Raw genomic sequence first — 13,459 nt, 5'->3', positions numbered from 1 at the left:
GTACGAACGTCAGTTTGCAGTTGGTTGATAATGAACTATCATTCCAGGCGTTAAGCTTGGATTTAAATAGTCATTCAAGTCGCATTCCAGCAGTCGTACAATTTTACCTATTCCGGGCGCTACCGAAGTTACTTGCATCTTTACGCCATTTGCCCATACCTCTTGAAGCGGCTCCACCTCATCATTAACTCCTTCCAGGACGAGTTCAAGCGGCATATTCGTATAAAGGGTCATACGGTACTCACCTCTTGTTTGAGAAGCTTATTGGCCTCAATTCTTCGATTTAACTCTTTGATCGCTTCTCCGAGGCCGCCGACCGCATCGATTAAACCATGCTTAACCGCATCGGCTCCGATTACAGTCGTTCCAATGTCACGCGTCAACTCGCCGGTCTTGAACATCAGCTCTTTAAAAATATGCTCGCTCACATTCGAGTGGGAGGTCACAAAACGAATGACACGCTCCTGCATTTTATCCAAATATTCGAACGTTTGCGGTACACCAATAATAAGCCCGTTTAATCGAATAGGATGTATCGTCATCGTAGCTGTTTCTGCTATAAACGACATGTCTCCTGCCACGGCAATGGGCACGCCAATGGAGTGACCGCCTCCTAAGACGAGTGTAACAGTAGGCTTAGATAAGGAAGAAATCATTTCGGCAATGGCTAACCCCGCTTCAACATCGCCGCCAACTGTATTTAGAATGATAAAGACGCCTTCAATTTTCTGGTTTTGTTCAGCTGCCACTAACTGTGGGATAAGATGCTCATATTTCGTCGTTTTGTTTTGCGGAGGGAGAACGAGATGACCTTCCACCTGACCTATAATCGTCATACAAAATATGTTCGATTCTGTAGGGGCAGGCGTTGCCGTTTGACCAAGCTGCTGGATCGTATCGACGACAGTGTTCGTCTTTCTTTTCTCATCTGCGTTAGGCTCAAGCTGTTCTGATGTAAAATCCATTCCTGATTGATACATTATTTTCAATCCCCTTCATATAAAATATAGCTCGTCATAGTATGGAGTCGGACGTGGAAATTATTCAAAAAAAGTTATCATAAATGAACACAAAAAAAGAGGATCGCTTTCGTCCGCCGCGGCAATGCGGGACGTTTTTGCGATCCTCTTCATGATTATTTATCGTAATTCGTATTAAACTTCCATAATGATCGGCAAAATCATTGGGCGACGGCGTGTTTGCTCGTACAAAAAGCGACCAAGCGCATCCTTAACATTCGTTTTGAGCGATGCCCATTCATTTACTTTATCATTCATCAATCTGGTTAACGTTGATGTTACAATTCGGTTAGCCTCATCCAGCAAGCCTTCCGATTCACGCACATAAACGAAACCGCGGGAAATGATATCCGGACCGGACATGATTGCCCCATCTTGCTTGCTTAGCGTAACTACCACCACTAAAATACCATCCTGCGACAGAAGCTTACGGTCACGAAGTACGATATTTCCGACATCGCCTACACCTAAGCCGTCGATTAAAACATTGCCTGCTTGTACTTTCGAGCCTTTACGGCCGTTGCCGTTTTGGAATTCGACCGTATCACCGTTATCGATAATGAAAATATTTTCACGCTCGATGCCGATTGCTTCACCTAGCTTACCGTGTTGACGAAGCATCCGGTACTCACCGTGAATAGGAATAAAGTATTTAGGTTTAATCAAATTAAGCATAAGCTTCAATTCTTCTTGGCTGCCATGACCGGATACGTGTACGCCAGATACTGATCCGTGTCCATAAATAACATTAGCTCCCAAACGGAACAGTTCATCAACCGTACGGCCTACATATCGTTCGTTGCCCGGGATTGGCGTTGCGGCAATGATAACGGTATCTCCTGGTAAAATATCAACCTTACGGTGTGTCGAACGCGCCATGCGTGTAAGCGCCGACATCGGTTCTCCTTGACTGCCTGTACACAAAATAACGACACGGTCAGCCGCCAATTTGTTTACTTCCTCCGGTTCGATAATCATTCCTTCCGGAATGTTTAAGTATCCAAGATCGGAAGCAATGCCTACAACGTTAACCATACTGCGACCTACAACAGCAATTTTGCGGCGGGTTGCAATCGCGGCGTTAATAATTTGTTGAATCCGGTGTACGTTCGAAGCAAACGTCGCAACGACAACGCGCTGTGAAGATTTACGGAAAATATCTTCAAGATTGTCGCCTACTTGAGCCTCTGAAGGTGTGTAGCCCGGACGCTCTGCGTTCGTACTGTCAGATAATAATGCAAGTACGCCGCGTTTACCGATTTCGGCGATACGCTGTAAATCAGCAAATTGCTCATTAACCGGCGTATGATCGAATTTGAAATCGCCCGTATGAACGACTGTTCCTTCCGGTGTATCCAGGCAAACGCCGACGGAATCCGGAATACTGTGGTTTGTTTTGAAGAAAGAAGCTCGAATGGTTCCTAATTGAATTTCTGTGTCCGCATTAATGAGAATTCGTTTGGTTTCACCCAGCAAGCCAGCTTCCTTCAATTTACCTTCAATAAGGCCCAGTGTCAGCTTTGTTGCGTAGATAGGTACATTTAGGTTTTTCAATACGTATGGCAAACCACCGATGTGATCCTCGTGTCCGTGTGTAATAATAATAGCGCGTACCTTATCGCGATTTTCCGTTAAGTAAGAAATATCCGGAATAACAATATCTATACCGAGCATATCCTCTTCTGGAAACTTCAAACCCGAGTCAACAACAACAATGTCGTTATTGTACTGGATTACATACATATTTTTTCCGATCTCGCCTACTCCGCCTAGTGCAAAAATGAGTAGCTTATCTTGGTTGTTCTTCTTAGACAAGTGTATCTATACCTCCTTAAAATTTTGCGAAGCAAAAATCGCTTCGAAAGCATGGCTATTTGCATAAATATGTGCTGTTATCGTCAGATGCCGCTCTGACGCTTTGTTCATTTCCAAATATTTGCCGCACCCAGTCACTTGAAATCATTATACATGATGAAAAAGATGGAATACAAGTGAAACCCGATATTGCTATTATCAATTATGCTTCCCAAAAAAATAAAACCGATGCTGGACGCACCGGCTGCAATCAACAAATACGTTTATTTATAGGATCAGTTTACGTAAAAAAGCTGCTTCTGCTTCATTTACAGTAACAAGCGGAAGCCTTACTCCGCCTACAGGAAGTCCGGTCAAGCCAAGCGCATATTTCACGGCAACCGGGTTTGGAACAGGATGCGGGCAATAGAACAGCCCCTTGAAAACAGGAAATAATTCACCGTTTAGCTTAGCAGCTTCTTCTACGTTTCCTGTAACAAATGCTGTAATTAATTGTTTCATTTTGGCACCAACGATGTGACTAGCCACACTTACAGTCCCGTATGCACCTACTGCTAGAGCAGGAAGTGACGCACTGTCATCACCGGTATATACTTTAAAGCCAGTAGGAGCTGCGCTGATGATTTGCGTTAATTGATCTGTCGATGCGCAATCTTTTGTTGCAACGATATTTTTAATTTCGGCTAATCGTAGCGTCGTTTCTACAGAAATATTAACGCCCGTGCGCCCTTCTACGTTGTAAAGCATAATCGGGAGCGCAGTAGCTTCCGCTACAGCCTTGAAATGCTGGTATAGTCCTTCTTGATTAGGACGGTTATAGTATGGCGCAACAAGCAAAATACCGTTGACACCAGCCGCTTCCGCATCTTTCGTCAGATGGATGGAATGGGCCGTGTTATTGCTCCCTGTACCGGCAATAATCTTGCAACGTCCATTCGCATGCTTGACAGCAAAACGAAACAATTCCAGCTTCTCTTCATCCGACAGCGTCGGTGATTCGCCAGTTGTTCCGGAAACGACAAGACTATCGCTTTGCTGCTCCTCAATTAAATAATCAATCAAGCGGCCCGTTGTCTGCCAATCGATTTGACCGTCAGCATCGAATGGGGTCACCATTGCGGTAATTAATCTTCCAAATTCCATCTGAATTCCTCCTAAAAGCATTACTTAGCCGAAAAAGTTCGAATGAATATGCCAGCTTATCCGAATAAATAAACCGCGTGTTTATAGATGAAGCTCGAACTTAGCGTGCAGGGCCCTTAATGCCACTGCCATATCCGCTTCCTTTACGAGCACCCAAATCGTTGTGTTAGAATCTGCAGATTGCATAATTGAAATACCCTGCTCCGTCAGCGCTTCCACAATACGCGCCATTACGCCAGGTTCTCCGTTCATGCCGCCGCCTATAACGGATACTTTCGCACAGCCATTTACCGCTGAAGGAGTATAACCGCATTCCTTCAACACATGGACTGCCCGTTCAGCATCCCGGTCAAATACAGTATAAACAGCTCCGCTAGGTGTTACATTAATAAAGTCAACGCTAATATGATGTTTAGCCATTGTCTGAAAGACTTGAAGCTGCACGTCATTACGGCCTTCGATCGCCTTCACCGATATTTGTGTAACACCGGATACATGAGCGATGCCTGTCACATGACGGTCCTTAACGGATAATTCAGCTCTTTTTTCAAAGGAGTCCGTTACGAGCGTCCCCGTGTCCGTCGTAAACGTTGAACGTACGCGGAGCGGTATTCGGGCTTGTTGGGCGATTTCTACGGCTCTCGGGTGAATAACCTTTGCACCTTGACGCGCCATATTACATATTTCTGCGTAACTGACGACCGGCAGCGGCTTTGCTTCCTCGACAATTCTCGGATCCGCTGTCAATATACCATTGACATCCGTATAAATATCAACCATCTCTGCACGAAGCGCAGCGCCAAGCGCAGTAGCAGAAGTATCGCTACCGCCGCGTCCAAGAGTCGTCGTATCACCTTGCGCTGTAACTCCTTGAAACCCCGTTACAATGACGACCGAGCCTAAACGAAGGTGGGCAAGCACTTTGTCAGGACGAATCTCTTTAATGCGCGCATGCCCATATTGTTCATCAGTAAGGATCCCCGCCTGTCCCCCGGTTAAAACGACGGCCGGTATTCCGGCAGCGCTTAGCAAGCTGCATAAAGCGGCTGCGGAAATCACTTCTCCGCAGCCTAACAGCATATCCCGTTCACGCGCCGGCAATCGATCGCCATTGTCGCAGACAAGCTGCAGCAAAGTATCTGTCGCATAGGGATCGCCCTTGCGACCCATTGCTGAAACGACGACGACAACTGCAAAACCATTATTGCGTTCTCTGCTAATGTGACGGATAACGTGTTCCCTGGCACGGTCGGTTGATAAAGAGGTGCCCCCGAATTTTTGAATCAGGATGCGCATATGGTTATCCTCCGTATTCGATCCCAAGAAGAAGCAGCATATTACCCTTTACTTAATAAATTAACCTTTTGCGATATGTTCAGCGATTTGTACAGCGTTCCATGCTGCGCCTTTGAGCAGGTTATCGGAGACGATCCACATATTAAGTCCGCGCTCTGACCCGAGATCGCGTCTCAAACGGCCGACAAAAACATCCGGCTTACCGGCAGCATCGGTCGCAAGCGGGTATTGCTGATTTGCAGGGTCATCAACGAGCGTTACGCCCGGTGCATCTGCTAACAGCTGCTTGACATCTTCCAAATCGTAGTTGTTTTTGAGCTCAACATACAGCGACTCTGAGTGACCGTAAACAACAGGAATACGTACGCAAGTAGCCGTAACCTGGATGGACTCGTCACCCATAATTTTTTTGGTTTCGCGAACCATTTTCATTTCTTCCAGCGTATAGCCATTTTCTTGGAATTTATCGATTTGCGGAATCGCATTAAAAGCAATTTGATGCTTAACCGGCAAAGCGCCCACTGGCAAAATAGCAGGGTTCACTTCCTCGCCATTCAAAGCAGCCTGCGTCTGGCGCAGCATTTCGTCTATGGCACGGCTACCTGCACCGGAAACTGCTTGATAAGTAGAGACAATTATACGTGAAATACCGTAACGGTCCTGAAGAGGTTTGAGCGCCGCAACCATTTGGATGGTCGAGCAGTTCGGGTTAGCGATAATGCCTTGATGCTCACTAACCTTCTCAATGTTCACTTCTGGAACGACAAGCGGTGTATTAGGGTCCATACGATAAGCATTCGTGTTATCGATACATACGGCCCCATGTTCAACGGCGTGAGGCGCTAAAGCTTTCGTAACATCTCCGCCGGCGCTGAACAATGCAATTTCAATACCCTTAAAGCTTTCCGGCGTTGCTTCCTCAACCGTCAGCTCTTGACCTTTGAATGAAATTTTCGTGCCTGCTGAACGAGCAGACGATAATAACTTAAGCTCTTTTACCGGGAAGTTTCTTGATTCAAGTAATTTTAATATTTGTTCTCCTACTGCGCCTGTTGCTCCTACTACAGCAACATTGAACAATTTCTGATTCGACATCTGTTGTCGTCTCCCCTCTATACCCTGTGTCAAGTATGACGTTCGACAAGAAGCGGCTGCAGCTGTTTCCCTTGAAGGGCAGCTTCGCATGCTTCCAAGACCAAATCCATTCTGGCAACAAGCGAATTAGGCTTCTGCACGGGGTTATCCTGGCCGAACGGAACAAAATAAATATGTTTAGCCACTAGCAGCTTCGCTATGTTAGCGGCATTTAAACCAAGTCCATCATTTGTCGAAATGGCCAGCACGATTGGCCGGCCGTTACGCATCTGCGCTTTGGCAGCCATCAGCACAGCGCTGTCCGTAATCGCATTTGCTAATCTGCTCGTTGTATTTCCTGTACAAGGAGCAATAACAAGAACATCAAGCAATTTAGACGGTCCTAGCGGCTCCGCCTGCACAATAGTTGATATAAGTTCATTTCCAGTAATTGCCTTGAGCTGTGTCTGCCAGTCCTCGGACTTACCAAATCTCGTGTCCGTTGTCATAAGCGTATTCGAAACGATCGGCACCACATTTGCACCTGCATCGACGAACCGTTTAATTTCAGGCATAACTTCAGCAAACGTACAGTGCGAACCCGACAAGGCATAGCCCACTGTAATACCAGACCAATTCATATCCCATTCCCCCGCTTAGTCGTATCGTCCAAAATCAACTGTGATAAGCATTCCGCCATGATACGACCAGCTGTTTTAGGTGCGACGATACCGGGTAGTCCGGGTGCAAGCATCGCTTTAATTCCCCGCTTCTCGGCAAAACGGAAATCTGTTCCGCCCGGCTTCGATGCGAGGTCGATTATAACGGCCCGCGAAGGTAAATTTGCGATAATTTGTGCTGTGACTATCATAGTCGGAATTGTATTAAAAAGCAAGTCAATATTGCTTACATGCTGCAACAAATCACTGATGTAGAAAGGCTCAAAGCCCATTTCCGAAGCCCGTGCATATTGCTCGGAACGACGTATTCCAACCTTAACCTTTGATCCTAAACCTTGAAGTGTGCGCGACATTGTAAACCCCGTTCTACCGAATCCAAGCACCATTGATGAAGATCCGTGAATCGTAATATCCGTGTTCTGAATTGCCATCATCAATGCGCCTTCCGCTGTCGGAATGGAATTGTATATAGCAACGTCATCGCGGTCAAACAACTCTACTAACGAAAGTCCATTTTTTTCACACAGCTGACGCAAATATGGTTTGGCCATACCTGTATACACTGTGCAGTGCTTCGGAAGCTTGGAAAAATGACTGTCTGTCAGCATCATCTGACGATCGCTGAACACGGCATGGATCAGACCTTGATCGTCCGTCCCTACCGCCGGCAGCAGTAATGCGTCGATTCCTTCAAACAGCTGCTCCTCGAACTCTGCTTGCACGGCTCCGTCCAAAGACGAATGCAAGCCGTCAAAGCCGGAGACGGTGACGGACGCATCCAGTTCAGTCAGCTTGCGAATGACCTCCAGCTGTCTTGCGTCGCCTCCAAGCAACAGCACTTGAACGCCTGTTAGCATCAGGCTTCACTCCTTTCTTGCTACTAGCTCTAAAGTATCTTATGCGTCCGCCCAGAGCGGGGTGAAAAAGAAAAAAAGATCGTGGCGGATGCCCCGATCTTTCTTACATTAAAATAAACCTATATCAGCCTACACGCCAGTATGACCAAAGCCGCCGGCACCGCGAACCGTTTCCGGCAATTGCTCTGCTTCCGAAATCATAACTGCAGGCACTTGCTGAAACACCATCTGCGCAATGCGTTCTCCGCGTGTAATCGTAAACGGCTGTTGCCCTAAATTAACAAGCAGCACCTTTACTTCGCCGCGGTAATCGGCATCAATCGTTCCCGGCGAGTTCAAGCATGTAATGCCATGCTTGTAAGCCAGTCCGCTGCGCGGCCTAATTTGCGCTTCCAACTCCCCAGGCATAGCCATCGCAAAACCCGTTGGAATCAGCTGGCGTTCACCAGGCTCCAAAACGACCGGCTCGCCTACCGCGGCCTGCAGATCAAAGCCGGCGGCCCATTCTGACATTTTGCGTGGAATTGCAATATCTTCATTGCCTTCCATACGTTTAAACAATACTTGAAACAAATTGATTCCTCCCCAATTGCGCAGCTGCTTTATCGTTCGATCCTACCATAGCAACCGCAAAAGGTACAGACAGCATACGTTGCGTAACCTCGCGCAGATCTGCCATTGTTACCGAATCAATCCTTTTAAGCAGCTCATCAAGCGTATAATGGTAACCGAGCATCAGCTCGTTTTTGCCGAGTCTATTCATTCTGCTGCTCGTGCTCTCTAAGCTCAAAATCAAGCTGCCTTTCAATTGCTCTTTGCCGCGGTGAAGCTCATCCTCGCCTAAGCCCTTGACCGACAACTCGTTCAATTGCTCCATCGTCAGATCGAGCACTTCTTTTGTCTGCTTTGGAGCCGTACCCGCATAAATGGTGAATAATCCGGTATCCGCATAGGACGTATGGTAGGAATATACAGAATACGCAAGACCGCGCTTTTCCCTTATCTCTTGGAACAATCGCGAGCTCATCCCGCCTCCAAGTGCGTTGTTGAGCAAAATCATCGCATAAATATTCGAGTCCGTGATCGAACATCCCGGAAAGGTAATGCACAAATGATTTTGTTCGGTTTTCTTTTTGAAGAACAAGTAATCACCCTGGAAGGATGGCGCATCTCCTCCCGTCACAACCGGTTTACTGTTTGTAAAACTGCCAAAGTGCTTTTCGAGCAGAGCAAGCAATTTGCTCTCTTCAACGTTGCCAGCCACACTAATTACTGTATTTTCAAGGGTATACATGTCATTCATATATCCGCGAAGTGAATCCGAGTTCATTGCCGTTAAGCGATCTTCAAGCCCTAAAATCGAATAAGCCAGCGGATGATCCCCGAAAGAAGCACGCGAGGCTTCGTCATGAACCTTATCGTCCGGTGTATCCTCATACATTGAAATTTCTTCAAGAATAACATTTTTCTCCTTGGCTAACTCGCCTTCATCAAGCTGCGAATTAAAGAACATGTCGGAAAGTGCGTCTACGGCAAGCGGCAAATGCTCATCAAGCACCTTGGCAAAATAACAGGTGTATTCTTTGGAAGTGAAAGCATTGACATTTCCGCCAATTCCATCGAATAAATCAGCTATATCTTTCGCCGAACGATTGCTGGTTCCCTTAAACAGCATATGTTCAATAAAGTGCGAAATTCCGTTGTTTGCCGGCGTCTCGTTGCGTGAGCCCGTCTTAACCCAAATTCCGAATGAAACCGATCTTACGGTCGGAATATATTCAACGACGACCCGTAATCCATTGCTTAGCGTATATTTGTTCACCTAGTGTCCTCCTACTGCATGAATGTTTTTACTATATCAGAAACCGTTCGCTCCCTCAACAACGGGAGGTATACGTGCTGAGGATAGTGTTTCACTGACCGTTCCGAGCGAATAACCTCTTGCTTTCGCAGTTGCAATGATTCCTCCTATAGCATCTCGTGTCGAAGAGGTTGGATGCATCAGAATTAATGCTCCCGGTTCAAGCTTAGCTGATATCCTACGCAGGATCGTATCCGCGGACGGCTTCTGCCAATCGATCGTATCGATCGTCCAGAGCACCATCTTTAAACCCTGTTCCTCGGCAATCTGTACTGTCGCTTGATTAAAAGAACCGGAAGGCGGCGCGAACCATTTGTTTTTTACGTTTAAGGTTGACTTCAACAGCGACTCCGTTTTAGTAATTTGATTATATTGAGCCTCTCTGCTTAACATCTTCATATCGGGATGCGTATAGGCATGATTAGACATTTCATGGCCACCAGCCTGTATCTGTTTCGCAACATCCGGAAATTTCTTAAGCCAGCTGCCGTCAAGAAAAAAAGTAGCCTTCACATTTTCCCGCTCAAGGGTCTTTAAAATAGAATCTATGTATTCATTTCCCCAGGCTACATTAATCATTAATGATATCATTTTCTTATTCGGATTACCCCGGTAGATCGGATAAGGACCTAAGTCATTCAATTTAATTTTAGGCTCAACCTCTTTAAAAATGTAACGGATCGAACTGGATGAAGGCTCAAGCAAAGCTGCTTCAAGCGTTTTTTCCACATCTACTTCCAATCCGTTATACCCTGGAATCGCCTTCCATACCCGATCGATTCTCGCATTGACTGGAGCAATTTTGCGCTTCTCAGCTTCAGCAGAAATTGTCGTCAACAGCTCCTTCCTTTCCGTCTCAGAATATGTTTTAACAGTGGAAGCAAGCTTAGCGTCGCCATATTTCAACGAGGCGAGAAATCCGGAAACATCTTCATTAATATTAACAAAAACAAGCAAAATTAGCATGCTAGCTGCGATCATTGCAGCTTTTCTCACAATCATAATCTCCACTCCCGTAAGCGGCCTAGGTGCTTCCCCACTTTTTGTAGTGAATAAGCACGTTAATCCATATGTATGAAAAATGGGACGAGATTATGTGGCTACATTTATTCCATAAGAAAAACAAAAAGAGACAGATTAAATCTGGCTCTTTTCTCGCATATATCTATTGTCGCTTTAGGCGAGTCATTATTGTGGAGATACTTCCGGCGTCATTAAAACTTTAGCAGACAAATTAATTCTGCCTTGTTGGTCAATTTCCGTTACCTTAACCTTGATTTGATCGCCAATGTTGACGACATCCTCGGTTTTGGCAACACGTTCAGTCGAGAGCTGGGAAATATGGACTAGTCCATCCTTGTTCGGCAAAATTTCAACAAAAGCGCCGAATTTCTCAACCCGCTTTACTGTACCGACATAAATTTCTCCAACAACAACTTCCTTCACGATGCCTTCGATAATCGATTTTGCCTTTTGGTTCATTTCTTCGTTAGAGGAAGCAATGAATACCATACCGTCCTGCTCGATATCGATCTTTACGCCTGTTTCTTCAATAATTTTGTTGATGATTTTGCCGCCTGCGCCAATAACGTCACGGATTTTGTCCGGATTGATGCGAAGTGTCAAAATTTTCGGAGCGTATTTGGACAAGCTTGTTCGCGAAGTCGGCAGGCTTTCAAGCATTTTGTCTAAAATGAATAGACGTCCTTGGCGGGCTTGCTCAAGCGACTGCTGCAGGATAGCACGATTGATACCTGCAATCTTAATGTCCATTTGGATAGCTGTAACACCTTCCGCAGTACCCGCAACCTTAAAGTCCATATCGCCAAGATGATCTTCCATACCTTGAATATCGGAAAGAATAGCGAAGTGGTCGCCGTCTTTGATAAGCCCCATTGCAATACCTGCTACAGGTGCTTTAATCGGTACCCCCGCATCCATCATTGCAAGCGTGCTCGCACAAATACTTGCTTGCGATGAAGAACCGTTCGATTCCAACACTTCAGAAACGAGGCGAATTGTATAAGGGAAATCTGCCTCAGAAGGAATTACCTTCGATAGCGCACGCTCACCAAGCGCACCATGACCAATTTCGCGGCGCCCTGGCGGACGAAGCGGGCGAGCTTCACCTACGCTGAACGGAGGGAAGTTGTAATGGTGCATGAAGCGTTTTGTTTCTTCAGGCGAAATGCCATCCAATATTTGAACATCGCCCATCGCACCAAGTGTACAAACGCTAAGCGCTTGTGTCTGACCGCGTGTAAACAATCCGGATCCATGTGTGCGCGGCAAAAGCGCTACATCGCAATCAATAGGACGGATTTCATCAAGCTTACGTCCGTCGGGACGAACCTTGTCATGAGAAATGAGGCGGCGAACCTCTTCCTTCACGATGTCATAGAGTACTTCCTTCACATCGGAAAGCAGCTCAGGCGTTTCAGCATACTGCTCTTCGAAATGAGTGACAGCAGCGCTGTTCACAGCATCAATCGCATCTTGACGCGCATGCTTTTCTTCAACCTTAATGGCCTCAACAAGCTGTGCAGATGCAAATGCGCGAACATCAGCATTGACTTGTTCATTTGTACTATGTAGCTTAACTTCCATTTTCGGTTTGCCGGCAACAGCCTGCAGCTCTTCGATTTTAACGACAATGTTCTTGATTTCGTCATGACCGAACATAATCGCTTCGAGCATAACATCTTCAGAAACCTCGTTCGCTTCCGCCTCTACCATCATAATGGCGTCCTTAGTTCCTGCAACGACGACGTAAAGATCGGTTTGCTGCTCCTGCTCAACTGTCGGGTTAATGATAAATTGACCGTTTACACGGGCAACGATTACCCCCCCAATTGGGCCGTCAAAAGGAACGTCTGAAATAGATAATGCAGCTGACGTGCCGATCATTGCAGCGATTTCAGGCGAGCAATCCTGATCGACGCTCATGACCATGTTCATGACTTGCACATCATTCCGGAAACCTTCCGGGAACAGCGGACGAATCGGTCTGTCCGTTAAACGGCTGGACAATATTGCTTTTTCGCTAGGACGGCCTTCACGTTTAATGAAACCCCCTGGAATTTTACCGACCGCATATAAACGCTCTTCGTAATTGACTGTTAAAGGGAAAAAATCCAAATCCTTCGGTCCAGCAGATGCTGTTACCGTACATAGTACGACTGTATCGCCGTATTGAACGGTTACCGCAGCGTTCGCTTGCTTTGCGAGACGGCCTGTCTCGATCGACAGCGGTCTTCCGCCTACTGTCATTTCAATTCGTTGAACCATTTTATCCCTCCTAAAGGTTAGTCATTTCGTATATATTTCTACACGAATGGTAGCAATTTCTGAGTCTTTTCATATTACAAAAAGCAACCCGAATCCGCATATCCGATAATCCCGGACGGCAGGACAGCCAGGTTGCTTTTCATTACGCATGTTTTATCGGCGAAGGCCGAGTTTTTCGATCAATGCGCTGTAACGTCTAACATCATTGTTTTTGAGGTATGCAAGCAGCTTACGGCGCTGACCTACCATCTTGAGCAAACCACGACGGGAATGGTGATCTTTCTTGTGCTCCCGCAAATGTTGAGTCAAGTTAACGATGTTTTCAGTCAGGATAGCGACTTGAACTTCTGGAGAACCAGTATCCGTAGCATGTGTCTTATGCGTCTCAATCAGTTCTTGTTTACGTTCTTGAGTGATTGCCATCCT

Annotated in this window: 13 protein-coding genes; all 13 read right to left on the bottom strand. The window is 46.2% G+C overall.

Translation table 11 applies throughout. The annotated features are described in order from the left end of the window. Positions 1 to 9: 9 nt before the first annotated feature. Entirely contained in the window at positions 10 to 234 is a 225-nt protein-coding gene (locus DFP97_RS05760) for a YlzJ-like family protein (protein ID WP_114379032.1), read from the bottom strand. After that, positions 231 to 980: a ClpP family protease gene (locus DFP97_RS05755; RefSeq protein WP_114379031.1), complete on the bottom strand. Its 750-nt coding sequence runs from the start codon at positions 978 to 980 to the stop codon at positions 231 to 233. The genes DFP97_RS05760 and DFP97_RS05755 overlap by 4 nt, the downstream gene beginning before the upstream one ends. Positions 981 to 1,154: 174 nt before the next feature. After that, the gene (locus DFP97_RS05750) at positions 1,155 to 2,834 is read right to left on the bottom strand and encodes a ribonuclease J (RefSeq protein ID WP_114379030.1); all 1,680 of its coding nucleotides are present in this window, start codon (positions 2,832 to 2,834) and stop codon (positions 1,155 to 1,157) included. Between the two features lie 267 nt (positions 2,835 to 3,101). Then, complete coding sequence (gene dapA / locus DFP97_RS05745) at positions 3,102 to 3,977, bottom strand: 4-hydroxy-tetrahydrodipicolinate synthase (protein ID WP_114379029.1); 876 nt, start codon at positions 3,975 to 3,977, stop codon at positions 3,102 to 3,104. An 81-nt stretch (positions 3,978 to 4,058) separates the two neighbouring features. Continuing rightward, complete coding sequence (gene dapG / locus DFP97_RS05740; RefSeq protein WP_114379028.1) at positions 4,059 to 5,273, bottom strand: aspartate kinase; 1,215 nt, start codon at positions 5,271 to 5,273, stop codon at positions 4,059 to 4,061. 60 nt (positions 5,274 to 5,333) lie between these two features. Then, the gene (gene asd / locus DFP97_RS05735; RefSeq protein ID WP_114379027.1) at positions 5,334 to 6,368 is read right to left on the bottom strand and encodes an aspartate-semialdehyde dehydrogenase; all 1,035 of its coding nucleotides are present in this window, start codon (positions 6,366 to 6,368) and stop codon (positions 5,334 to 5,336) included. A 29-nt stretch (positions 6,369 to 6,397) separates the two neighbouring features. Further along, positions 6,398 to 6,988, bottom strand: coding sequence for a dipicolinate synthase subunit B (locus tag DFP97_RS05730; RefSeq protein ID WP_114379026.1), 591 nt, complete (start codon positions 6,986 to 6,988; stop codon positions 6,398 to 6,400). Then, a complete protein-coding gene (gene dpsA / locus DFP97_RS05725; RefSeq protein ID WP_114379025.1) occupies positions 6,985 to 7,884 on the bottom strand; it encodes a dipicolinate synthase subunit DpsA in 900 nt (299 codons plus the stop codon). The genes DFP97_RS05730 and dpsA overlap by 4 nt, the downstream gene beginning before the upstream one ends. Before the next feature lie 129 nt (positions 7,885 to 8,013). Continuing rightward, entirely contained in the window at positions 8,014 to 8,433 is a 420-nt protein-coding gene (gene dut, locus DFP97_RS05720) for a dUTP diphosphatase (protein ID WP_114379250.1), read from the bottom strand. 4 nt (positions 8,434 to 8,437) lie between these two features. Then, positions 8,438 to 9,706, bottom strand: a complete 1,269-nt coding sequence (locus DFP97_RS05715; RefSeq protein ID WP_114379024.1) for a M16 family metallopeptidase — start codon at positions 9,704 to 9,706, stop codon at positions 8,438 to 8,440. 36 nt (positions 9,707 to 9,742) lie between these two features. Next, complete coding sequence (locus tag DFP97_RS05710; RefSeq protein ID WP_114379023.1) at positions 9,743 to 10,747, bottom strand: polysaccharide deacetylase family protein; 1,005 nt, start codon at positions 10,745 to 10,747, stop codon at positions 9,743 to 9,745. 186 nt (positions 10,748 to 10,933) lie between these two features. After that, the gene (pnp, locus tag DFP97_RS05705; RefSeq protein ID WP_114379022.1) at positions 10,934 to 13,033 is read right to left on the bottom strand and encodes a polyribonucleotide nucleotidyltransferase; all 2,100 of its coding nucleotides are present in this window, start codon (positions 13,031 to 13,033) and stop codon (positions 10,934 to 10,936) included. 153 nt (positions 13,034 to 13,186) lie between these two features. Beyond that, complete coding sequence (gene rpsO, locus DFP97_RS05700) at positions 13,187 to 13,456, bottom strand: 30S ribosomal protein S15 (RefSeq protein ID WP_114379021.1); 270 nt, start codon at positions 13,454 to 13,456, stop codon at positions 13,187 to 13,189. Between the last annotated feature and the right edge of the window lie 3 nt (positions 13,457 to 13,459).

Origin of the sequence: Paenibacillus prosopidis (assembly GCF_003337375.1) — a bacterium.
GTDB classification, from domain to species: Bacteria; Bacillota; Bacilli; order Paenibacillales; family Paenibacillaceae; genus Pristimantibacillus; species Pristimantibacillus prosopidis.
The sequence above is the reverse complement of the archived record's forward strand: the minus strand, read 5'-3'. Positions and strand labels throughout refer to the sequence as shown.

Bases quoted from the DNA above. Each gene is read 5' to 3' on its own strand.
- DFP97_RS05760 (WP_114379032.1), bottom strand. From the start codon at position 234: ATGACCCTTTATACGAATATGCCGCTTGAACTCGTCCTGGAAGGAGTT.
- DFP97_RS05755 (WP_114379031.1), bottom strand. From the start codon at position 980: ATGTATCAATCAGGAATGGATTTTACATCAGAACAGCTTGAGCCTAAC.
- dapA (WP_114379029.1), bottom strand. From the start codon at position 3,977: ATGGAATTTGGAAGATTAATTACCGCAATGGTGACCCCATTCGATGCT.
- dapG (WP_114379028.1), bottom strand. From the start codon at position 5,273: ATGCGCATCCTGATTCAAAAATTCGGGGGCACCTCTTTATCAACCGAC.
- asd (WP_114379027.1), bottom strand. From the start codon at position 6,368: ATGTCGAATCAGAAATTGTTCAATGTTGCTGTAGTAGGAGCAACAGGC.
- DFP97_RS05730 (WP_114379026.1), bottom strand. From the start codon at position 6,988: ATGAATTGGTCTGGTATTACAGTGGGCTATGCCTTGTCGGGTTCGCAC.
- dpsA (WP_114379025.1), bottom strand. From the start codon at position 7,884: ATGCTAACAGGCGTTCAAGTGCTGTTGCTTGGAGGCGACGCAAGACAG.
- dut (WP_114379250.1), bottom strand. From the start codon at position 8,433: ATGGAAGGCAATGAAGATATTGCAATTCCACGCAAAATGTCAGAATGG.
- DFP97_RS05710 (WP_114379023.1), bottom strand. From the start codon at position 10,747: ATGATTGTGAGAAAAGCTGCAATGATCGCAGCTAGCATGCTAATTTTG.
- pnp (WP_114379022.1), bottom strand. From the start codon at position 13,033: ATGGTTCAACGAATTGAAATGACAGTAGGCGGAAGACCGCTGTCGATC.
- rpsO (WP_114379021.1), bottom strand. From the start codon at position 13,456: ATGGCAATCACTCAAGAACGTAAACAAGAACTGATTGAGACGCATAAG.